Here is a 23,123-nt window from a genome sequence, read left to right on the forward strand (position 1 = left end):
CGGTTAGGTTTAAAATGGATAGTTCATAGCATACAGTCTAACTGCTCCCGCTATACCGAACTACTCACAAAAAAGAAACAATATCTGGAAAAATGAAAAGTAAGAGCAGAAATAATAACTGAATAACTACGAAAGGTATCACTCCCTGGTAGAGATGGATGGTTTTGACTTCCGGAGGTGCCACTCCTTTCAAATAAAAAAGAGCGAAACCAAAAGGAGGCGTTAAAAATGAGGTCTGCAGGTTAATAGCCAATAGAATACCTACCCAAATCAAATCAATATCCATTGCCACCATTATGGGCGCAACTACTGGCACGATGATGAATACTATCTCGATAAAATCAATAAAGAATCCAGCTACAAAAACTAATAACATCACTAACAGCAGAAATGCTGTAGGGCTAAGGTCAGCTGTTTCAATTACGCTCAAAAAAAGCTTGTCCCCTTCCAATCCTCTGAAGACCAGAGAAAAAGCAGTAGCACCAACCAATATCATGAATACCATAGAGGTGAGTAAAGTGGTTTCCTTCATGACTTCCTTGAGCATGGAGAGATTTAATTTCCCATCAGCCAGTGTCAGGACCATCGCTCCGAAGGCACCGACACCTGCCGCTTCCGTAGGTGAGGCAATGCCTGCAAAAATGGAGCCTAATACTGCCAATATCAGCAGAAAAGGAAAGACGAACGAATTGGCCACTTCACGAGTAAATCCCTTAGCTCTGAAAGACGCAATTTCTTCAGATGGCATGGCAGGAGCCTTTTGGGGGAACACTTTAGCATAAACCACTATATATAATAGATAGCAAGCCACTAAACCAAGACCGGGTAGAATAGCTGCTACAAACAAATCTCCCACGGAAACATTGAGTACACTACCGAGCAAAACCAACACTACCGATGGAGGAATGATCTGTCCTAGTGTGCCTGAGGACGCTATCACTCCAGTGCTCAGTCTGGGTCCGTACCCGCGCTTCAGCATAGTGGGTAAGGAGATAAGACCCATAGTGACCACAGTGGCACCAACAATCCCAGTGGAGGCTGCCAGCATAGCTCCTACTACCACGACGGAAATCGCCAGACCTCCTCTAAACCTACCAAACATTAGCGCCATGGTCTCGAGTAGCCGTTCTGCTATGCCCGATTTTTCCAGCATGATCCCCATGTAGATAAACAGCGGCACAGCCAGTAGCACAAAGTTCTGCATGGTCCCATACACCCTTAGCGACAACAAGTAGAAAAAGTCTACATCAAAAACGAATATGCCAACGATAACGGATAAGCCACCCAGTGTAAAAGCTACCGGAAACCCAAGAAGGATCAACAAAAAAACCAATGCAAACAGTATCAAGGGTAGGTATTCCATCATGGCTTTGATACCGATAAAATGGCACGAAAAGACTTGAGTATTTCACCAACTCCCTGTAGACCTAATAGTAAAAACCCAAGGGGAATCGCCGACTTAATCACAAAGCGAGCAGGCAACCCACCAGGATCGGGACTTGTTTCATTAAGGGCGTATGCATTGTATGCAAACTGGGCTCCCTCAGTCACCCCAATGTAACAAAGTGGCATCAACAAAACGAGACTCCCCAATCCATTGACCCATGCTTTCGTTTTAGGTGAAAACCTGTTGTAAAACACATCTACCCGAACATGTCGGTCCTGCTGAAATGTCCAACCGGCCGCAAGCAAAAAGATGGCTGCAAACAAGTGCCACTCCAGCTCGAATGAAGCAGCGGATGTAATGGCAAAAGCATAACGCATAAATACATCAAAAATGATAACCCCAACCAGTATGACCGTAAGCCAACTGGTAACCTTCCCAACAGCCTGGTTCAGCTCATCTATTCTGTTTTCGATATTGACAACCAACTTCATTCTACTGCTAATCTATCAATTTGTGTTTTTATAAATCAATATGGAACCATTTGTACAAAATATTTACACTTATTGTATAATCGACAATAGATAATATGGCAATTGAGGCTTTTGTCCAATATACTTGCGGCAATGAGATTAAGCAGCACCATTTTGATGGGCTTGTTCATATTGGCAGGTAACGCCATACAAGCTCAGTATTTGTTGGAGTCGGAGGAGCTGCTAGCAGATGCATCTGGCTGGTATGATGGTCAAATCGGGTTAGACCAATCTGGGCTTCTTAACGGACAATATGTAGAAATCAAACGAATATCACGAGGCACACATCAGTTTTTTGTCAGCGATGAGTGGCACATAGGTCAGCTGACTTACAGGGGACAGCACTACGACAGTGTATACATGAGCTATGACATAGACCAGGACTTGCTTCTGATTAGGCACCCGACCTCCTACATCTACCACAATCAAGCCATCAAGCCGATCCAATCGCAGGTATCAGCATTTAATCTAAGAGGTAGTCATTTCGAATATTTTGACGAGCAAATTGATAAATTTCGATCAGGATTCTTTGAGGTGATTGCATCTGGCGAGAACATCAAAGTGATTGCTAAAAGGCATAAAAAGACACTGGTGGAACGAACCATCGTATTCGAACAGGATGACTCTTACTATTTCCAATTAGATGGATCCTATCATCCAATCAAACGCAAAGGCTCCGTACTGAGAGTCTTTAGTGATCAAAAAGCAGAGATTCGATCTTTTATCAAAGATCAAGACCTTCAAATCGCTCCGGGCAATGACTCTGATATTGTTGAGTTGATGGCATTTATCGATCAAAAACTACTCACTCAATGAGAATTTGGCTTACCGTAAGCTTACTGATCCTGGGGTGTACATTGTTTGCACAATCCGAGCTGGTCTTAGCAGAAAGCTATGAAAATGAACCATTAACCCAGGTATTCGCTCAGATTTCTGAAAAACACGGAGTGGAATTCTTCTACCAGCAAAAGTGGATCGATACGGTGACCGTCAATCAGTCGCTTTCTGGACTTACAGTGAGTGAGGCGCTAGATGAGTTGTTTGCAGAAACCACTCTTACTTATTACAAGGATCAGGGAAAATACATTCTGCTAAACAATGTTGTCATCATAGATCAGCCAAGTTTTTTAAACAACTTTCGAAAGAAAAAACTCAATTCCCAATCTACGCAAGGCCTTGTTTTTTCAAGAGAGTACGCCGATCAAACGAGCGATCAAAGTGATCTGGAAAACTATGTATTTGAAATTGGCAGCCGATCCAACAAAACGGAGAATGCCACACTGGCCGGATATGTCAGTGATGTAGAGTCCGGGGATCCTGTAGAAGGAGCATTTGTCTATGTCCAAAACCCTACCATTGGCACTACCACCGATGCAGATGGTTTTTACTCTCTCACTTTGCCCACAGGCAAGCACCAGATCTTCATCCAGTTTCATGGAATGAAAACTACCACGCGAAATATCATCTTATTCTCTTATGGTAAGCTGGATGTGAAACTGGAGATCGACATCATTGCTTTGCAAGAAGTGACTGTGGAGGCTGATCGTGACAAGAATATCAGCAATGTGCAAATGGGCGTGAGCAAAATAAGCACCGAAGAAGTGAAAACCGTGCCGATTGTACTTGGAGAAAATGACATCATGAAAATTGCTACCACCAAAGCGGGGGTACAAAACGTGGGCGAAGGAGCATCTGGCTTCAATGTGCGAGGAGGTAAAACCGATCAAAACCTGGCCCTGTTTGGTGGAGCCCCTATTTACAACACCAGTCACTTTTTTGGATTCTTCTCTGTTTTCAACTCAGACGCCATTCAAAACATGGAGCTGTACAAAAGTGGCATTCCAGCCAAATACGGAGGAAGACTCTCCTCCATTTTTGAAATATCAACCAAAGCACCTAGCAAAACATCCTTCAAAGGTGAAGGGGGGATCAGCCCAATCACGACCAAATTGACTTTTGAAGTTCCGCTTCAGGAGGAAAAGACCAGCTTACTGCTCTCCGGCAGAACCACCTATTCCAACTGGATACTCAAGCGTGCCAAGAGCGCTTCTTTTAGCGAAAACAAAGTTTCTTTTTACGACGTGATTGCCAAAGTGGATCACAGCATTGATGATAAAAATGAACTCACTTTCTCCAGTTATCTAAGCAGCGATAATTTCAGACTCTCTTCAGATACGCTGTTCTCGTTTTCCAATTTTGGCTATACCAACTTTGCTTCCTCCATTAGCTGGGATCGAGAAATCTCCACTGTACTGGAAAGCAAAGTTTCTGGCACCTTCAGCAGATATAACTACGCCATCACCTATGATGAGTCGATACCCAATGGATTTAAGCAGGATTTTGGTCTCAATGAAGGATCTATCAATGCTGAAGTAGATTATTACCCAACAGAAGATCTGACCCTAAAAGGTGGAATCAGTAGCAAGTATTACCACATCAATCCGGGCAGCAAATCTCCATTGAGTGATGAGTCTATTGTCAAACCGGTCATATTGGAAACAGAACAAGGATTAGAATCTGCCATATTCGCTTCTGCACAATATCAGGCTCATGAAGATTTACTCATATATGGAGGACTAAGATATGGAGTGTTCAATGAACTGGGCCCTAAGACAGTGTACAATTATCTACCAAACAGTCCAAAAAATGGTGAAACGCTAACTGACTCCTCCAGCTATACATCTGGAGCCATCATCAAAACCTACCACGGGCCAGAGTGGCGATTTTCTGCAAGATATACCCTGGACCCAACCAGCTCTGTGAAAGCTGGAATTAGTCGGACACGTCAGTACATTCACAGCTTGTCCAACTCCGCATCGCTATCGCCTACAGACACCTGGCGACTATCAGGAACCTACCTCCAACCACAAACGGCAGATCAGTTTTCACTTGGTTATTTCAAAAACCTGTTCAGAAACACAGTTGAAATCTCGGTGGAAGGCTACTACAAATGGATGCAGAATCTCGTAGACTTTAAGACAGGCGCGGACTACCTGCTCAATGCCAACATAGAACGGGTAACACTTCAAGGCCCCGGCAAATCCTATGGACTGGAGGTGTCACTGAACAAGTCCGGGAGACTCAATGGCTGGATCAATTATGCCTATGCCCGTACGTTTATCCAACTGGATGGTAACTCTGCCGAAGAAACAGTCAATAATGGATTGTTCTTCCCTACGGCCTATGATAAGCCTCATACAGTTAATCTGGTGGCCAACTACAAGCTGACCAGACGCATCAGCTTTTCCATCAACACCACCTACAACAGCGGGCGCCCGGTAACCATACCTGTAGCCGGTTTTAACTTCATGGGTTCTCAAAACATTCATTTCTCAGATAGAAACTCTTACCGAATACCAGATTACTTCCGTCTGGATCTAGGGATCAACCTGGAAGGGAATCACAAAATTCAAAAGCTTTCACATTCGTTTTGGTCATTGTCTATTTACAACCTGACCGGCCGAGACAATCCATTTTCTGTGTTTTTTGATGTAAAAGATGGAGAGATAAAAGGTTCTCAACTCGTAGTTTTTGGAGATCCAATACCTACACTTAGCTATAATTTTAAGTTCTAGATGCGTCTTACCAACTATATCGCACCTTTGATCCTGGGTCTGGCGCTATCCTGCGTTAAGCCGTATGATTTTGATCCGGACAACTTTGACAGGGTACTGGTCATAGAAGGTCAAATATCCGATGAGCAAGGCCCTCATCGAATCTCCATCACCTATACCTATCCATTGGATACCTTGCTGAACGAGTTCGTGAGTGGGGCCACCGTGTGGGTGGAGGATGGCAATGGGGTCAGGACTCCTTTTGTTCAGATAGAGGGTGGTTTTTATCAATCTCCGGAAGCATTTGCAGGACAGGTGGGGCAGACCTACCAGCTCCATATTGAGCTGCCAGATGGGTCTGCTTATGAATCCAGTTCGGAATTACTACAGGCTGCTCCGGCCATTGATGCGGTCTATGGAAAATACACCGAACAGGCCAACAGCGCAGGGGATCAAAATACCGGAGGCATTCAGTTTTTCATAGACTCTGAAACAAGTGATCACGCATACTATCGGTATTCGTGGGAGGAGGGTTACAAGATTGAAACACCGTACCCGGCTCGCTATATGGTGACCGATGATTCGATGTTGGTTTTGATGGATACGAGTATCGGGATTTGCTACAAAGAGGGATTTTCTACTGAACTCATCTATGGCACCACCAATAACTCCACAGTCAATCGAATGGTCGAGTTTCCTATTCGCTATTTATCTGATGAGCAGCAACAGCTAAGGGTCCGATATAGTATTCTGGTAAAGCAGTATGCTATCAATGAATCCGCCTATCTTTTTTACAAACAACTTGACGAAAACAACGAATCTGGAGGATCACTATTTGATCAGCAAAACGGTACGGTAATAGGGAATATCAGCAGTACCAGCAACTCTGGTGAAAACGTACTTGGCTACTTCGAGGCGGCTGGAGTCTCCAAAAAACGGGCATTCTTCAACGACGAAGACCTGGACGAACAGTTTGATCGACCCAGATTTCCTTACGCCTGTCACTACAGTCTAACGATTGTCACATCAGCCGATAGCGCTCTTTATTATGTCAGGCAAGGAGGTAATGTTTTTTCGTACGATCCATTCCTGAACGAGGTGCAAATCCAAAGTATTAGCTGTACCGACTGTTCTTTTTATGCCGACACCACACCTCCAAACTATTGGGAAGAATGAGGTTTAGCCTAAGCACCATATTGCTGACACTATCCCTTTTTTGTTTCGGACAAACCGAAACAATAAGAGAGGAAGTATTTGTCCATACGAATAGTAACTATTTGCTATCAGGGGAGACAATGTATTATGCTGCGTACGTCAATCAAATGAATGCCGGAACTCCTTCCGAGTTAAGTACGCTCGTCTATGTGGAATTGATCGGAGCAGAAAATCAGCGTGTATTTCAACACAAGCTTAAGCTAACGAGTGGTAAAGCCCATGGCGAATTCTTTGTGCCCACACTGATCTCCACTGGCACTTACCAGCTTGTGGCCTACACTCGATGGATGAAAAACTTTGATAGTTACTTCAGCATGCCGGTTACTATCATCAATCCATTCGAAGAATATGACATCCCTTCATCTACTGGTATCACTGTTAGCTTAATGAATGAGCGGGTAGTGGCCAATCACCCTAATGACCTTAAAGCCTCTATTACAAAAGATGGGAAACCTCTGGAAATCACAGGAAGGATAGTAGATGAAACAGGAAGTAAAGTTGCTGATTTTACTTCTGATAAGTTTGGACTTGCGTCATTTTCGCTGATACCGAAACGAGGGAGCAGTTACCAGTTGATTGTAGAAAATGACCAAAAAGAGTTTGAGTTCATCAACCTGCCGCTGACATTTGTCCCCTCAGGCATTTCTATCACCGAATATCCTGGGTTTTTCCAGATGATTTTGATGAGTGAAAATGATCCCAGCGGGGTGCTGCAGATATATAACGGTACCAAGAAAATCCTGGAGCAGGAACATCCCACCAACGAAGCCTTTCGAATCTCAAAAGATCTGCTACCTGGTGATGGTCCCTACCTGGCGGCATTCGGCAATTCCTCACAGGTTTTCAGTACTGCCAGTCCTCAGACTGCTCCTACTTCCACTGGCACCTTTGCTACCAGATCAAAAGTAAGTGTCCCAATTAGTATTAGTGGAAGATTTTCCGTATCAGTGGCCCCAACCAATGAAACAGACCTGCCAACGAGTAAAGAAACAGGATGGTACAATAGAACATCTCAAACTGGACAAGTTCTTAACTGGCGGGGAGTAGACAAGTTGCCTTCTGAGGTCAGCCACCTTCCAGAAATCCGTGGAGAGATCATCTCAGCCCAGACAAGTAAGACTCATGCAGGTCAGACAGTGCTCTTTTCCACAATAGACACCACCTACCAATTAAGAACCGCAAGCGTCTCTGAAACCGGCAAAATTGATATCCAGATTGAGGCAATGTATGCGGATAAAGATGCCTATTTAAGCCTCTTGGATAGTGACAGTACATTTAGTGTAACGATAGAGGATCCATTTATCTCCCAATTCGATGACCTCACTTTTCCTGAAGTGATTCTGGATTCTGCCAAAGCTGAAGAACTTGCCGAAAGAAGCGTCAACAATCAAATAGAAAATGCCTACTACCGACCACCAGGCAACTCTATCACCCAACCCATACTACCATATCAGTTTGGTGAATTTGACAAAAAATATGAATTGGATGAGTTCAATAGATTTCCCGAAATGAACGCACATTTTGTGGAGTACATCCCAGAGGTAGTTGCACGTCAAAACAAGAACAGATCCAAGCTCAGAGTACTCCCAAAACACCTACTTGCCACAGACCTACCTCCTTTGATTCTAATTGATGGCTTACCTACTACTCCTGAGAAAATCCTCAGCTTCAGTCCATATAAAATCAAAAGAATAGCAATTGATCAAAATCGGTTATTTCTCGGAAGTTTAGTGGCTGATGGGCTCGTGTCCTTTGAGACTTTTACAGGTGATTTGTATGGTTATCAGCCTGATGCCAACTCCGTAGCGTTCAGCTATCAACATGTGGAGCCTACTCGGAACTATGTATTTCCAAACTATGAAGAGCAAAAAACTACTTCACCTGATTATCGGAGCACATTGTACTGGAATCCAAACTTAAGGGTAAATGGTAACGTACAGCTAGAGTTTTACACATCAGATTTGGAAGGTGATTACATGATTTCCATAGAGGGATTTTCTGATGATGGCCAGCCAGTATCCATAAGGAGGACCTTCACAGTTGTTACTAGTTCGCCAACCTCAAATTAAGCGTGATATCTTTGGCATAGTCACACCCACAGTCATCATCAGTCAACCGCATCCTCTTTCCATCCACTGCTGTTATTCTCCTGATTCCTTGGTTGTAGGTGACCACTGCAGAGTAATACCGGTCCGCCTCTAAATCGTAGTACACATTCTTTTCATTGACGTATTCAGAAATGACCGTGTCTGCTGACTCAATATTTCCCTCCATAATGGTCAATAATACCTCAGGATTGTCATCATTGATGGTGAGCTTGACTTGGAGTTCCCCAAAGAATGGTCCTCTATCACAATCACACAAGCCGTCATCACAAGCTGAAAGTGTAGTCAGTAATACTAGAAGTAATCCAATTAGTATGTTTTTCATCAATCTCCCGTTAAAAAGCCAGTAATTGCAAGGTAAAGATGGTGCTTGCTCAGTCTGTAAGAACGAGCATCGAGGTAAGAATACCCCATTTTCAACCATCCATAGCCCTTCAAATCAAGTGCGACACCTATCCGGGGCACAATTTCCCATCCATTATCTGGCCGGCTTTCGGTTCCAGCATATCGGCCCCAGGTATATACTCCATTGAGCTGCACAAACCCAGCCAGTGGGACTCGTTCAAACCCTTTGAAGTATTCCGCACCAGCTCCAATGAAAAAGCGCTCCTCTCTCCATTGATAAAAAAGATTATTTCCCTGGTATTCCAATATTTTCTTCCGGTAAGGCCGTGCATCAAACGTCACAAATCCAACGATATTTCTTTTCGCATTGACCATGCCCAGCTCCATGCCAAGTAGATAGTCTTCGTGGTTGAGATCGTTGCGTAAGGAGAGATAACCAGCCGGTCTTGGGGTGTATTCATCCCAGTCAGAGGTCTGACCAATAACCGGTAGGAACCAAATGACCATCAAGTTGCTTAATAGGAAAGTCTTCATAGTATTTAGGCAAGTGCTTGATTATCAACCACCATAAATCGGGCCAAAACCAAATCTGAGTGATAAAAGTAGCAGAATAGACGAATTATTGTTAGTGTATAAATTGGACTTAACTTTGCGTCATGGAAAAAAAGGACATTCGTAAACTCAATCTCGAAAAGCTCACCGAATACTTTACCCACGAAGGGGAAAAAGCCTTCAGAGCACGTCAGGTTTGGGAGTGGCTTTGGCAAAAGTCTGCCCGATCGTTTGACGAGATGACCAATCTCTCCAAATCTTTACGGGAAAAGCTGCAGGCAGAGTTCGAAATTCGTCCGATTTCCATAGCCACAGAGCAAAAATCATCCGATGGCACCATCAAATCTGCCTTCAAATTATTTGATGATGAATTGATAGAGGGAGTACTGATCCCGGCAGATGACCGGATGACAGCTTGTGTATCGTCACAGGTGGGTTGTTCACTCAGCTGTAAGTTTTGTGCCACAGGATACATGGATCGCAAACGCAACCTGGAAGCGGGTGAAATCTATGACCAGGTCGTAGCGATTGATAGTCAGGCTAAAAAATCCTTTAATCTCCCATTGTCCAACATCGTATTCATGGGAATGGGCGAACCTTTACTTAACTATAAAAACGTCCTGGAGGGAATAGACAGAATCACGGCTGAAGATGGCTTGAACATGTCTCCAAAACGAATCACAGTCTCCACAGCAGGTATCGCCAAAATGATCAAAAAGCTGGCTGATGATGAAGTAAAGTTCAATCTTGCCCTGTCGTTACATGCCGCAGATGACACCAAGCGAAACCAGATCATGCCCATCAATGAAACCAACACACTAGAAGCACTGAAAGAGGCATTGCTGTACTTCTACGACAAGAGCAGAAACAAGATCACTTTCGAATACATTCTATTTTACAACTTCAATGACACCATAGAGGATGCTGAGAAGCTGCTCAAGTTTGCTAAGCAAATCCCCTCCAAAGTGAACATCATCGAGTACAATCCAATCTCAGAAGCCAATTTTAAAAACACGGAAGCTGACCGACTGGATAAGTTTGCAGATCATCTGAAAAAGAATGGCATAATCGTGAACGTACGCCGGAGCAGAGGGAAGGACATTGATGCCGCTTGCGGACAGCTAGCTAATAAGAATAAAGCGGCCTGATCAACAAAATCTGTGTACAAGTGTTTCTTGCTTCATGAAAGCAATACTCACCTTAGCACTAATCCTTACTGCCTTCAACACCGGTTTGGTATGGCTGGTACAATTGGTCCATTATCCTGGGTTTGCCCAGGTAGGTAAAGATGCTTATCGGGTTTATCAGGAGTTTCACATGCGCACCATTAGCTATATTGTGGCACCCTCCATGCTCCTCGAACTATTCCTTTCACTCGGATTATTATTCTATCTGAAGGATATTGGCGCCACGTGGATTTACTATCTATCGCTGGCACTTCTAGCTGTGATTTGGCTGAACACTGCCTTCTGGGCTATCCCGGCCCACAACCAATTACTGCATAACGGATTGGATACTGATCTTATAGCAAAACTGGTAAACATCAACTGGTGGCGAACCGTCTGCTGGTCTATCAGGACTCTGGTGCTGGGTTACCTGGTATATAAAGTGCTCTGCCAATAATCATTTATGACCATCCTGAACTGTACCAGTACACAAGTACAACAATAAGAATCAATAGTAGTAATAGATAAAGGCCACTGAAGACTACCCCTAGAATTGCCAACACACGCTGTTCCTTGCTTTGAAGCTTCTCGTATTTTTTAAGTGAAAGAATACCTGTTACCAAACCCACTATACAGAGTGGAAAGAAAAGAAAACTGCCAATAGCGGAAATAAATGAGATCAACCCCAAAGTCTTGGCTTTTCGCAAAGTTTCTGGATCATCGCCCAGCTGCTTAGAATCCTTAACTGCCCGCCTGAGACTCTTCCTCAGGTCCTTTTTAGAAATCTTGCCTTGTGGTTTATGCTCAACCTTCAGTACTTCCTCATCATTAACTTGTTCAATGAGCTTACTGATTTCAGCCTTTTTGACTGGTGATAATTCTTTGATTAACGATGCCTCCGGAGTAATACTTGCCACAAAAGGTATCTCCAATGCAGTAGTATCCAAAGCAATATTGCTGGCCACAAGCTCATCTCCCTTCTGCGGCACTCGCTGTGAAGCATTGGTGACACGGCGATACTTAAAAGGTAGTTTTTCCTGCTTAGAGGAATACAGATCTGAACAAGTTTGGCGCGACACACTGCAACCAACCATTGATAGCAGTACAAAAAGTAGAAGGACCCTGGTCATTTGATCATACTGGAAGCTCCCACTAAATTTAATGATTTACTTTTACATCCTTGCCAAATGTTTGCCAAACCGTTTCATCACCCATAGATGAAGTAATGCCTGAGTATTGATGTAGACAAACCACGGTAGTCTGGGAACAAACTCATGGATAGCCGCAATGACATATTGGCCATCCAGTACAGATCTAAATTCCAACCAACCATAATCGGTACGCTTGGCTAACATTCCGCCAACAATAAAGAACAGTTGGCGCTTCTCATCACTGCGGTCACGAACATACTGCAGTTTCAAAAGTGACTTCCCCAAAAGACAAAAACTAACAAACTCTCCTTCTTCTGCTACCCGAATCAATGACCCAAATGATTTGGGTAGCCACCGGAGGTATTCTTCTGACACCTCTATGGCATTCATTCCTGACCTGTTGGGCAACCGTTGTACACTTCTCACCGTGTTTTTGATCCTTCTGGAAGCGGTGCCATGGGGCATTTTGGGTAAGTGATCCCGCTGTGCCAACACCTCATGTACCGATTCCTCGAAGGTCATGTACTGAAGATCTAGCCGCTCAATAAGTGGATGTGGACTCACGGTCATGGTATGGCGGAGACTCTCAATCAGAGGTGACACAAACGTGGTACTGCTATCTGAAAACAGTGCCACCCAAAGCTTGGACAATCCCAGAGAAAAAAAAGGAACGGAAACAATGGGTCGTCTTTTCCCAAGAATTGAGGCTGTTTTCTTGAGCATTCCCATGTAGGTAGTTTTCTCACTTCCTCCTATTTCCATGGCCTGGCCGTAAGTCTCTCCGTTTCCAATACAATGGTCGATGATCGTTAGGACATCTCTAAGTGCAATGGGCTGTGTTTCGGATTTGGTCCACTCTGGACACAGCATGGCTGGTAAACGCTGTACCAGCTTTTCAACAATCTGAAAAGAAGAGCCCCCAGGCCCGACTATTATTCCAGCTCTTAGTGCCGTGAGTGCAGGTTTTCGTGCTCCTAGCGTTTGTTCCACTTCATAGCGACTCCTCAGATGCCGCGAATATTTACTTTTTTCTTTTGGGAGAATACCACCAATAAATACGATTTGCTTGATTCCCACAAGTTCACTTGCCCTGGAAAAATTATCAGCAAGGAGTAGGTCCGTATCATCAAAGGTTCCCTGATTCAGTCGGGTAGATGGCTGCATCGAGTGTACCAGATACAAAGCAAAATCAGCTCCCTCCAATGCCTTAATTGTGCTGGAAACAGAGTACATATCCACCTTGCGCCACTCCACACCATCACGTAGGGATGATTTCATTTCACGCCGGCTCAGGGCTATGATCTCATACTTATCAGAGAAGCGCTCGATGAACCACCGACCGATAAATCCGGTAGCTCCGGCAATGAACACCTTTGGTTTCATGTGAACGAAACCGACTGTTAAGGGATAAGTTTAATGTGATTGGGCTTATTTCTTACTCGCATTGAAGAGTTTTTGCTTCTCCTCTTTGGTAAGGCTATCGTATCCCGAGTGAGATATTTTGTCCAGAATGGCATCAATCTCTTCCTGCTCCGTTTTGGAAGAACTTCCAGATGATTTACTACGTGGTTTGGATTTTTTAGGAGCTGATCGGTGGGTGACCTTGATTTTTGGTGTAGCCACAAAAAAGCTTTTGACCCAGTTGATGAAACCAATGACCCATGCACCGAGATCATTGCCATTGCGAAGCTGAGCTATGAACAGCCACCCCATCAGTGCTCCACCCAGGTGGGCAATGTTACCTCCGGCATTACCTCCCACACTTCCCAGAAATGAAATCACTACATAAAAAGCAGCAATATATTTGATCCTAACAGGACCTAGAAATAACAGGAAGAAGGTATAGTTGGGCATAAAAACTGCCGCCGCGACTACTATGGCATATACAGCTGCAGAAGCGCCTACCATGCCGCTGATAGCCGGAGCCTGCTCCTGATAAAAAGGAATCAAATTATAGACCATCAAATAGGCCAGACCACCGGCCAAAGCACCAAGCACATAGATACTGATAACCCGGTTGTTCCCTAAAAACTCCAGGATCAATTTACTGAACCAGTAGAATATCAGCATGTTGAATAGTATGTGAAATATCCCGGTCAGACTATGGGCGAAAGCATATGTAATGATGGTCCAGGGACGAAGAATAAAATCTCCAATCATGGGAGGAATGGAGAACTGATTGTACACAGCCTGAAAAACTGGATCAATCCCAGACACACGACTCACCACCATCAAAACTCCTAATACAAGGAAAATGATCACATTAATAATGATCAGCTGGGCTGGTGCATTATTCGGTTTGTTCCAGGCATTTTTAAAATCGTCCAGTATGCTATTGTTCATCAGTAAAAGCGTCTTCTATCTTCTTTCCACATCTTGAGCAGAATGTAGGCAATCAACATCCCACCAAGGTGTGCAAGGTGCGCCACATTATCCCCTGGCATCCTACTAAATTCGCTATAAAGTTCATATAGTCCATAAAAGAGAACTAAATATTTGGCTTTAATCGGTATGGGAGGAAACAACAAAAACAGTTGAGTGTTTGGAAATAGCATCCCGAATGCCATCAAAATACCAAACACGGCTCCCGAGGCACCAACCATAACACCATCTACATACAAGTGGTAGATCTGATTGACAAACTGAAGGGCCTGATCTTGATAAGACCTGCTATTTGGGGAGTCATAGTACTGCTCAGAAAACTCTGCAAGCATCTGCGTGTGTTGGCTACTGACCTTATACTCCACTATAAACATCTCAAAAGCACCCGGATCGGGGTTTTCCACGAAGGAATTGTAATCCTGCCTGATCTGATTCTTTTCAAAGAAATCTGCCACACCAAACAGCACTCCCGCTCCAATTCCGCAAATCAGGTAAAAGGTGAGGAAGCGCTTTGGGCCCCACACCTGCTCCAGTAATGGACCAAAGATGAAGACCGCAAACATGTTTCCCAGAATGTGTCCAAAATTTGCATGAAGCCACATGTAAGTGAGAAACTGATAAGGAGCGAACTCGTCAGAAAACACAACTCGCAAGCCGCCAAAGTGCTCAAGTGGAAGGTTCAAAAAAGATTGAATGATGAAAATCACTACATTGATCAGTAGGATGTTTTTCACCATTGGCGTTAATCGCATCATGAGCTAAACCAGCTTTTTATTTTGTCTAAACTAATTAATTTATAGGTCGGACTACCGTCCGGTGTGTAGTTGGGCTGCTTGCAGGCAAACAGCTGGTCGATCAGCTGTTCTGCTTCCTGATCTCCCATGCTCTTACATTTGATGGCTGCCGTTCGTTTTGCCAAACTTCTACACAAATTATCTTTTTGATGCAGTCCTAACTCTCTGCGGTTAAACTTATACTGCTCCAAAAGTTCCTCAAATATTTCTTTCTCATTACAGTTGGACAGTTCTGCAGGTACACCCTGGATCACAATCATGTGCTGCCCCATCTCCTCAAACTCAAACCCCAACTGTTGGATCTCAGATTTTATCTCCATAACGAGTGAATAATCAGATGGGTTTAGAGAAATCTGCTGAGGGAAGAGCGTACTCTGTGATGCCCCCTTGTCGGATTTTAGTCGTGCATCGTATCGTTCAAACAAAATCCGCTCAAAAGCCGCGCGCTCATCAATAATAGTCATCCCGGATTTTACCTGCCTGATCAGGTAGCGATTGTGCAGACGATAGATCTTGCTTGGCATTAACTGGTCCTCATCTACTTCATCATCTATGCGGCTACTGAATGTTACGGTAGGACTCGGCATTTCCTGCTCTAACTGATCATCCGGTATAATATCTTCTTTCCGAGCAAAATCATACAGCGACTCCCAGTTTTTGGCCATGTCGCGCTTGGCATCAATGTTTTTGAACTGGGCGTATTGATTGTCTTTGGTGCTGGATGTTTGTGAATAGCTTGTTGATCGATCCGGACTGGTAAACTGCTCGAAGTTCACATCTGTATTGAAATCCAGAGAAGGCGTTACATTAAACGAACCCAACGCCTGCTTTACCGATGAATTGATGATCCCATAGAGCATGCGATCATCATCAAATTTGACCTCCGTTTTTGTCGGGTGCACGTTGATATCTACATGGAGTGGGTCCATCTCTATAAACAGCACATAGAATGGATAGTAATCCTCTTTTAAAAGACCTTGGAAGGCGGTATTGACGGCATGGTTCAGATAATTATTTCTAATGTATCGTCCGTTCACAAAGAAAAACTGCTCCCCACGAGTCTTTTTCGCATATTCTGGTTTGCCTACATATCCTTCCACCTTCACATGTGGCGTCTCCTCCTGGCACGGGATCAATTGCTGCTGATAGTTTCGACCAAACAGCTGAACAATCCGTTTGCTGAGCTTTCCGGCGTCCAACTGATGCATTTCCAGATCATTATTGAGCAGGGTCATATTTACCTCAGCATTGGCCAGTGCCACTCGTTGAAATTCATCCGTAATGTGACGTAGCTCCACGGGATTTGACTTCAAAAAATTCCTTCGGGCAGGTACATTGTAAAAAAGGTTTTTCACGCTAATGGACGTCCCATCCTTGGTAGCCGTTGGTTCTTGTTTTTTGATCTCGGAAGCCTCCACCTGCAGCAGTGTACCAAGCTCATCATCACCACGCTTGGTTTTCATCTCCACCTGTGCCACGGCAGCTATGGAAGCCAGTGCCTCTCCACGAAAGCCCATCGTACGAATCTTGAATAGGTCCTCTGCTGTACGGATTTTAGAAGTGGCATGACGCTCAAAACTCATTCGGGCATCTGTCACGCTCATTCCTTTACCATTGTCAATTACCTGCACAAGTGCCTTACCGGCGTCTTTGACCACTAATTTGATTTCAGTGGCGCCTGCATCAATGCTATTTTCTAGAAGTTCTTTTACTACGGAAGCCGGGCGTTGGACGACCTCACCGGCAGCTATCTGATTGGCGATACTATCCGGCAGTAGGTGGACAATATCTTCCATTAATCTCGTCGGGGTTTTCTGAACCTGAAATAGAGATATGCAGGCACCCCTAACCATAAGGCATAAAATACCTCATTGCCGAAATACAACCAGCCAACCACTCCAGACCCCAAAATTGCCGCAATGAGCAATTGCAACATTGAGGTATTGGCTGTCTTCCTGGTTTTGCGGTCAAACGAGATGCGAGCACCAGTGTATTCTCCGCTATATTCCCCAGATATCTCACGTTTGATACGTTCTGTCCTCTCTTCAATCTCTTCTTTGATCGGATCGTAGTAGCGCGGTTCCATTTCGAACCTTCTGTAACGTGCTGTTTTGATGATAGAAGGGAATTTCATAAGCTTCTGTTAAGGGTTAAACATCAATTTCCAACAGATTGACCTGTAAAACGAGTCATTTAATGGGAAATTTCCTTTGATCAACCGATATTTTAACCGACTGACTACAGAGTCTGACAAAGTTAAATTAATTTGACACAATGCATTTCTTGAAAAATATTTTGTACTTGATTAGTTCCCTTAGCCTGACTGTGGGCTTTGGCGCAGGCAACTTTGCCTGGTCCAGGGTGGATAGTCTGTATTCAGAGATGTCGGATTTTCAGAAGGTCAGTCAGCTCATCTGGGTAGCTCCAGATGACCATCAGGATCTTCAAAAAACAGAATTTGGAGGTTACTACTTTGATCAGCCACTTCGTCATGAACCTGAAGATTATGACAAAACAATCGCTGTTCAGCTCGATGAGCGATTGAACCCCTTCACGGCAGACAGCCAAAATCTGCCTGACATGTTTACGCTATCATCGCTTACAAATGAGGAGTTACTGAGCACCTATTTTCACTTCTTAAAGAGCTACTCCAAAGGTCACAACATTGACTACCTTATCCTCCCCAGTGAAGGTCAGTACGACCGGATTAACTTGTTGATCCGAAAGATGCATGCCCATGATCCCTCTTTTTTTATTGAAAAAAACTCGCTCTCATTCGAAGAAACCAAACGGAGAAAACAGGTGGCCGAGCTGCTCGACAAAAACACCTTTTGGGTAATTCCTGAAGCCTATCGCTCGTCAGTATCCAAAAAATTGCCAAAATATGCTGATCGGCTAATGGATGAGGTGGCACTTGACCAAAGGATCAAACAAAACCTATTCAACGCACTGCATGATCTTCCACACCAGCAAGTTGCCCTTCCCCAAAAACTAGCAGTAGAGATTGGTCGCGAATCGGTGATTGCTTTGTCTAAAAAGCCAATACTCCCCCTACAGTTAGACACGGTTTGTTTCCTTACCAATGAGCCTTATGGAGAAATGTCCAACATGCTCCGCAAATACAGCTTTGTCATCACCGAATATGAGGACATTGCCAGGAGTGGGGCAGCTGTTATCATCGACAATGATGCATTCTTCCCATCTGAAATTGACCTGACTGACCGGGAGGTCATTTTTGCCGGAGAGCGTACTAACCTCGTTCAGATTGTGGATCAGGTAGATGCAGCACTGATCTACAGCATAGACAGTGACATATACAGTTATCTGCTGCCACAGCAACTGTTCGGATCACATGGAGCCAGTGGAGTACTGCCCGTTGAGGAAGCCTATTTGTCCGGCTTCCAAAACGTCCCATTAGCTGGTTTAAAAAAACTCGGCTATGCTCCAGCGGAGATGACCGGCCTGGACCGTAAAGCACGAGAGCGGATTGAGGAAATCGTGCAGGAAGCCATCAATTCAGGAAGTACGCCCGGTGCACAATTGGCCATAGCAGTGGATGGCTCCATAGTCTTGGAGGAGGCCTATGGATACCTAACTTATGACAGCCTGATACCTGTTCAGCGATCTACCCTATATGACCTGGCATCTGTCACCAAAGTAACCGCCACACTACTTGCCACCATGAAACTGTACGAAGACGGGTTGCTGGACCTGGACGCTACCATCGATCAATATTTACCCAACTACACCAAGTCCAACAAGAACTTCATTACGGTCAGGGCATTATTATCTCACAATGCTGGCTTGAAACCATATGTGCCTTTTTGGCAAAAAGCACTGAATGGGGATTTTGTGGAAGCGTTTGTTTACGAGACAGAAGAGGATCTGAAAAATGACAAACGCAGCTACGGATTAAAGCCAGATCAAATGCTTCTGGACTCACTGAAAAGCTGGATTGTGCATTCACCACTTCTGCAGTTTGACAGCATACCTTCTTATGCTTACAGTGATATTGGCTTTATGATCCTCCATGAGGTGGTAGAAACCATTACCCGGGAACCTATGGATAGCTATCTGCAAAGGAGTTTTTACGGTCCAATGGGACTCAAGCGGCTAACCTTCAATCCGCTGCAGCAGGGATTTGAGATGTTTGAAATAGCCCCTACTGAACATGACTACTACTTCAGAGACGAGCTGGTCTGGGGGGAAGTGCATGACCGGAATGCTGCAGTCTTTGGTGGCGTGGCAGGACATGCTGGATTGTTTGCGAATGCGCATGAGCTACTGATCCTGCTCCAAACGATCATTCAAGATGGCACCTATTCAGGTACTCAATACCTGAAGCCCGAGACTGTGGCATATTTCAATCAAAAGTTTTACCAGAACAACCGAAGAGCATTAGGCTGGGATAAGCCAGACGTAAGGGTAGGCAATGCGTCGATTCTCTCGTCTGAGCACAGTTTTGGACACACAGGATTTACGGGCACTATGGTATGGGCTGATCCGGCTTATGATTTATTGTTTGTCTTCCTATCCAACCGGATTCATCCAAATTCGAATAACTACCAACTTATTCGGCGCAACATCCGTACAAGAATTCAAGATGTCGTCTACGAGGCATTGTTAGCGAAATGGATGAATTGAGAACAAAAGGAAACCATGCAGGTTTACTTTTGCAAGAGTTATGAAAATAGGCATAGTTTGTTATCCCACTTATGGTGGTAGTGGTGTGGTAGCCACAGAATTGGGCAAGGCACTTGCTAAAGCTGGTCACCAGATCCACTTTATCACCTACTCCCAACCCACGAGGTTAGATTTCTTCAGTGAAAATTTGTACTACCATGAGGTAAACGTAAAGTCTTATCCACTGTTTGACTATCCTCCTTACGAGTTGGCGTTGGCCAGTAAAATGGTCGATGTAGTAGAGCATGAAAAAATAGATATTTTACATGTTCACTATGCCATACCTCATGCTTCTGCAGCCTATATGGCCAAGCAGATCCTCAAAACGAAAGGCATTACCATTCCTGTCATCACCACACTTCATGGTACGGACATCACCCTTGTGGGTAAGGATGCTACCTACGAACCTGTCGTAACGTTTTCCATCAACCAATCTGATGGGGTAACGGCCGTTTCCGATGACTTGAAAAAAGATACCAAAGACCACTTTGACATCACCCAGCATATTGAGGTGATCCCTAACTTCATAGATCTGGAGCGATTCAAAAAACAGAAGAAGGATCATTTTAAGACAGCCATCTGCCCAAAAGGTGAGCGATTGGTAGTGCATACCTCCAACTTCCGAAAAGTAAAACGAGTACAGGATGTAATTGAGGTGTTTAACAGAATAAGAAAGGTCCTACCCGCTAAACTACTGATGGTGGGAGATGGACCTGAGCGCTACCCAATGGAGGAGCTTTGTCGTAAACTATGCAATCACGACGATGTGCGCTTCCTCGGTAAGTTAGAAGCTGTGGAAGAAGTACTCTCGGTGGCCGATTTGTTTTTGATGACTTCAGAAAAAGAAAGCTTTGGGTTAGCTGCCCTGGAAGCGATGGCTTGCGAAGTACCAGTAATCTCCTCTAATGCGGGTGGATTACCAGAACTCAACCTTGATGGAACTTCTGGGTTTGTTTGTGATGTTGGGGATGTGGAAGACATGGCTAACAAGGCCATCCATATTCTGGATGAAGCAAATTTGGCCAAGTTTAAACAAGGCGCACTGAATCGAGCGAAGGATTTCGATGTGTCCAATATCTTGCCCATTTATGTTAAATTTTACCAACAAACAATGGAGAATGTTAAAAATAGCATCTCAACCATTGCTTGAATCATCTAGATTTCGGGTTTTTCCGTTTAACTTTGCAGCACTTAAAGCTTAGGCAACTAATAGAATTTTTCAATCAGTATGGAACTCAAGAATAAACCGCACACTAAAGGCACTAAAGCGCTATTTCAAAATCCCATTCTTGAAAAACTAACAAGAACTCACATTGCCATACCGTTAGTTTTATTTGGAGTGATCTCCACGGGATTGCTAATCTATGGCTTTCAGCATGGTTACATCAATGCAATCAATGCCCCTTTGTTGTTTCTAGGTGGATTGCTGACGTTCACTTTGATCGAATACATCATGCACCGATTTGTTTTTCACTTACAGCCGAAGACTGAAAAACAAGAAAAGTTTGCTTATACAGTGCACGGTGTGCATCATGATTACCCAAAAGACAAAGATCGGTTGGCCATGCCACCACCACTTAGTTTGATTCTCAGTGCCTTGTTCTTTGGGATTTACTGGGTGATCATGGGCAATTTTGTTTTTGGCTTTCTCCCTGGCTTCTTGATGGGCTATGCATCTTACCTATGGGTCCATTACATGGTTCATGCATTTAAGCCACCAAAGAATTTCTTTAAAGTACTGTGGGTACATCATGGTATCCACCATTACAAAGATCCACACAACGCATTCGGAGTGTCATCTCCATTTTGGGATGTAATATTCCGCACCATGCCAAAGAAATAATCAGAGAGTCATTCCTCTGCTTTTTTCTTATTTTTCTTCATGCGTTTGGCTCGTCTCTTTGATGCGGAGGCGGGCTCCAATAGTGCCTTGTATAAGCTATCTCTCAAAAATGTGTAGAGATCGACCACCAGTGAAGCGAATATAGGCTTGTGTCCAGGCATAACTTTAGTTGGTATAAGTCCAATTTAAAATGAAATTTTTACTTACGCAGATTCTTATCAGCCCAATCGAATAAAAATCTCCATCAATCCTGAAAAAGTGGAAATCATTCTTGGTATTTTTTAGTTTACTAAGACCAAAGACCACAACATGATTGGAAACCGATTTACAGAATTCATTCCAGAAAAGAACCCTGAGCAAAACACCTTCGATAATTTGCTCAATATTTTCCTGCAGTTGATGGTCATCACCTCAGGAGATGTGAGTGAAGCACTCAGCTGGCTCACCAATCTGGATAAAGAGTATAACATCTCCAATGAGGACTATGGTATTGGAGACTTCATAGAAGATCTAAAATCAAAAGGGTATGTCACTGACAAAACCCCTGGTGGTGAGTTCAAACTAACAGCTAAAAGTGAACAGTCCATACGCAAGAGCGCTCTGGAGGAGATATTTGGTAAACTAAGAAAATCAGGTCGAGGTGATCACCAGACCAACCACTCGGGCCGGGGCGAGGAGCTTAGCGCTGATTTTCGGGAATTCCAGTTTGGAGATAGTCCAGAGCAAATCGAACTGACTGAAAGCATTCGCAATGCCCAAATCAATCATGGGTTTGGAGATTTTACACTCACTGAAAGCGACCTGGAGGTGCGAGAGCGTGAAGTAAAAACCCAAACATCCACCGTACTAATGATCGATATTAGTCACTCCATGATACTCTATGGAGAAGATCGAATAACGCCAGCCAAGAAAGTAGCCATGGCACTGGCAGAAATGATCACCAAAAAATACCCAAAAGACACATTGGATGTTATTGTCTTCGGTAACGATGCCTGGCAGATAGAAATCAAGGATTTGCCTTACTTAAGTGTGGGACCATATCACACCAATACCGTGGCAGGACTAGAACTTGCCATGGATCTGCTTAGAAGGAGAAAAAACAAGAACAAGCAGATCTTCATGATTACAGATGGTAAGCCAACTTGTCTGAAACAAGGAATCAAATATTATAAGAACAGTTTTGGGCTAGACCCAAAAATTCTCAACAAAACCTTAAACCTGGCAGCACAGTGTCGCCGAATTAATATCCCAATTACCACGTTCATGATTGCCTCAGATCCATACTTACAGCAGTTTGTGAGAGAGTTTACCGAAGTAAATAATGGCAATGCATACTACAGCAGTCTCAAAGGACTTGGTAATCTGGTATTTGAAGATTATAGAAGAAATCGCAGAAAAAACCTCTAGAGGGAATCA

General features: G+C 43.9%; 21 protein-coding genes. 10 read left to right on the forward strand and 11 right to left on the reverse strand.

The window, feature by feature from the left end; all coding sequences use genetic code 11:
- Nucleotides 1-64: 64 nt before the first annotated feature.
- Together ACO067_RS10010 and ACO067_RS10015 are read right to left on the reverse strand one after the other, a co-directional pair.
- On the reverse strand, nt 65-1,366 hold the full coding sequence (locus ACO067_RS10010; protein ID WP_421873621.1) for a TRAP transporter large permease: 1,302 nt from the start codon (nt 1,364-1,366) through the stop codon (nt 65-67).
- On the reverse strand, nt 1,363-1,878 hold the full coding sequence (locus tag ACO067_RS10015; RefSeq protein ID WP_421873623.1) for a TRAP transporter small permease subunit: 516 nt from the start codon (nt 1,876-1,878) through the stop codon (nt 1,363-1,365). The genes ACO067_RS10010 and ACO067_RS10015 overlap by 4 nt, the downstream gene beginning before the upstream one ends.
- A gap of 132 nt (nt 1,879-2,010) precedes the next feature.
- Here ACO067_RS10015 and ACO067_RS10020 point away from each other — a divergent pair, with 132 nt between their 5' ends.
- From ACO067_RS10020 to ACO067_RS10035, 4 genes are read left to right on the forward strand one after another with little or no spacing between them, the layout of a single operon-like run.
- Entirely contained in the window at nt 2,011-2,733 is a 723-nt protein-coding gene (locus ACO067_RS10020; protein WP_421873625.1) for a hypothetical protein, read from the forward strand.
- On the forward strand, nt 2,730-5,492 hold the full coding sequence (locus ACO067_RS10025) for a TonB-dependent receptor (protein WP_421873627.1): 2,763 nt from the start codon (nt 2,730-2,732) through the stop codon (nt 5,490-5,492). The genes ACO067_RS10020 and ACO067_RS10025 overlap by 4 nt, the downstream gene beginning before the upstream one ends.
- On the forward strand, nt 5,493-6,647 hold the full coding sequence (locus ACO067_RS10030; RefSeq protein ID WP_421873629.1) for a DUF4249 domain-containing protein: 1,155 nt from the start codon (nt 5,493-5,495) through the stop codon (nt 6,645-6,647). It abuts the gene before it with no gap.
- A complete protein-coding gene (locus ACO067_RS10035; protein WP_421873631.1) occupies nt 6,644-8,755 on the forward strand; it encodes a hypothetical protein in 2,112 nt (703 codons plus the stop codon). Before ACO067_RS10030 ends, ACO067_RS10035 begins: the two co-directional genes overlap by 4 nt.
- On the opposite strand, the gene ACO067_RS10040 is transcribed toward ACO067_RS10035, so the two are convergent.
- Together ACO067_RS10040 and ACO067_RS10045 are read right to left on the reverse strand one after the other, a co-directional pair.
- Nucleotides 8,733-9,116: a hypothetical protein gene (locus ACO067_RS10040; protein WP_421873633.1), complete on the reverse strand. Its 384-nt coding sequence runs from the start codon at nt 9,114-9,116 to the stop codon at nt 8,733-8,735. The two genes, ACO067_RS10035 and ACO067_RS10040, sit on opposite strands and share 23 nt — an antisense overlap.
- On the reverse strand, nt 9,116-9,670 hold the full coding sequence (locus ACO067_RS10045) for a hypothetical protein (protein WP_421873635.1): 555 nt from the start codon (nt 9,668-9,670) through the stop codon (nt 9,116-9,118). The genes ACO067_RS10040 and ACO067_RS10045 overlap by 1 nt, the downstream gene beginning before the upstream one ends.
- A 122-nt stretch (nt 9,671-9,792) precedes the next feature.
- Between ACO067_RS10045 and rlmN the strand changes: the two genes are divergently transcribed.
- Both rlmN and ACO067_RS10055 read left to right on the forward strand, forming a co-directional pair.
- Complete coding sequence (rlmN, locus tag ACO067_RS10050; protein ID WP_421873637.1) at nt 9,793-10,836, forward strand: 23S rRNA (adenine(2503)-C(2))-methyltransferase RlmN; 1,044 nt, start codon at nt 9,793-9,795, stop codon at nt 10,834-10,836.
- 34 nt (nt 10,837-10,870) lie between these two features.
- Complete coding sequence (locus ACO067_RS10055) at nt 10,871-11,311, forward strand: hypothetical protein (protein ID WP_421873639.1); 441 nt, start codon at nt 10,871-10,873, stop codon at nt 11,309-11,311.
- 4 nt (nt 11,312-11,315) lie between these two features.
- Here ACO067_RS10055 and ACO067_RS10060 read toward each other — a convergent pair whose 3' ends face one another.
- The 6 genes from ACO067_RS10060 to ACO067_RS10085 form a co-directional block, all read right to left on the reverse strand.
- Nucleotides 11,316-11,933, reverse strand: coding sequence for a hypothetical protein (locus ACO067_RS10060; RefSeq protein ID WP_421873641.1), 618 nt, complete (start codon nt 11,931-11,933; stop codon nt 11,316-11,318).
- Between the two features lie 93 nt (nt 11,934-12,026).
- Nucleotides 12,027-13,388: an NAD(P)H-binding protein gene (locus tag ACO067_RS10065; RefSeq protein ID WP_421873643.1), complete on the reverse strand. Its 1,362-nt coding sequence runs from the start codon at nt 13,386-13,388 to the stop codon at nt 12,027-12,029.
- Between the two features lie 45 nt (nt 13,389-13,433).
- Nucleotides 13,434-14,348: a rhomboid family intramembrane serine protease gene (locus ACO067_RS10070; RefSeq protein WP_421873645.1), complete on the reverse strand. Its 915-nt coding sequence runs from the start codon at nt 14,346-14,348 to the stop codon at nt 13,434-13,436.
- Nucleotides 14,348-15,142, reverse strand: coding sequence for a rhomboid family intramembrane serine protease (locus tag ACO067_RS10075; RefSeq protein WP_421873647.1), 795 nt, complete (start codon nt 15,140-15,142; stop codon nt 14,348-14,350). Before ACO067_RS10075 ends, ACO067_RS10070 begins: the two co-directional genes overlap by 1 nt.
- Nucleotides 15,139-16,977: a DNA mismatch repair endonuclease MutL gene (mutL, locus tag ACO067_RS10080; RefSeq protein WP_421873649.1), complete on the reverse strand. Its 1,839-nt coding sequence runs from the start codon at nt 16,975-16,977 to the stop codon at nt 15,139-15,141. The genes ACO067_RS10075 and mutL overlap by 4 nt, the downstream gene beginning before the upstream one ends.
- Nucleotides 16,977-17,315, reverse strand: a complete 339-nt coding sequence (locus tag ACO067_RS10085; RefSeq protein WP_421873651.1) for a hypothetical protein — start codon at nt 17,313-17,315, stop codon at nt 16,977-16,979. The genes mutL and ACO067_RS10085 overlap by 1 nt, the downstream gene beginning before the upstream one ends.
- Nucleotides 17,316-17,455: 140 nt before the next feature.
- On the opposite strand from ACO067_RS10085, the gene ACO067_RS10090 reads away from it, so the two are divergent.
- The 3 genes from ACO067_RS10090 to ACO067_RS10100 all read left to right on the forward strand — a co-directional run bounded on the left by ACO067_RS10090 (nt 17,456) and on the right by ACO067_RS10100 (nt 21,707).
- Nucleotides 17,456-19,825 (forward strand): serine hydrolase domain-containing protein, encoded by a 2,370-nt coding sequence (locus tag ACO067_RS10090; RefSeq protein WP_421873653.1) that lies wholly within the window; start codon nt 17,456-17,458, stop codon nt 19,823-19,825.
- Nucleotides 19,826-19,865: 40 nt separating this feature from the next.
- On the forward strand, nt 19,866-21,014 hold the full coding sequence (bshA, locus tag ACO067_RS10095; RefSeq protein ID WP_421873655.1) for an N-acetyl-alpha-D-glucosaminyl L-malate synthase BshA: 1,149 nt from the start codon (nt 19,866-19,868) through the stop codon (nt 21,012-21,014).
- 78 nt (nt 21,015-21,092) lie between these two features.
- The gene (locus ACO067_RS10100) at nt 21,093-21,707 is read left to right on the forward strand and encodes a sterol desaturase family protein (RefSeq protein ID WP_421873657.1); all 615 of its coding nucleotides are present in this window, start codon (nt 21,093-21,095) and stop codon (nt 21,705-21,707) included.
- A gap of 8 nt (nt 21,708-21,715) precedes the next feature.
- On the opposite strand, the gene ACO067_RS10105 is transcribed toward ACO067_RS10100, so the two are convergent.
- Nucleotides 21,716-21,868: a hypothetical protein gene (locus ACO067_RS10105; RefSeq protein WP_421873659.1), complete on the reverse strand. Its 153-nt coding sequence runs from the start codon at nt 21,866-21,868 to the stop codon at nt 21,716-21,718.
- A 148-nt stretch (nt 21,869-22,016) separates the two neighbouring features.
- On the opposite strand from ACO067_RS10105, the gene ACO067_RS10110 reads away from it, so the two are divergent.
- Entirely contained in the window at nt 22,017-23,114 is a 1,098-nt protein-coding gene (locus tag ACO067_RS10110; protein ID WP_421873661.1) for a vWA domain-containing protein, read from the forward strand.
- The last annotated feature ends 9 nt before the right edge of the window (nt 23,115-23,123 follow it).

This window comes from Marinoscillum sp., from assembly GCF_965229915.1.
GTDB lineage: Bacteria > Bacteroidota > Bacteroidia > Cytophagales > Cyclobacteriaceae > Marinoscillum.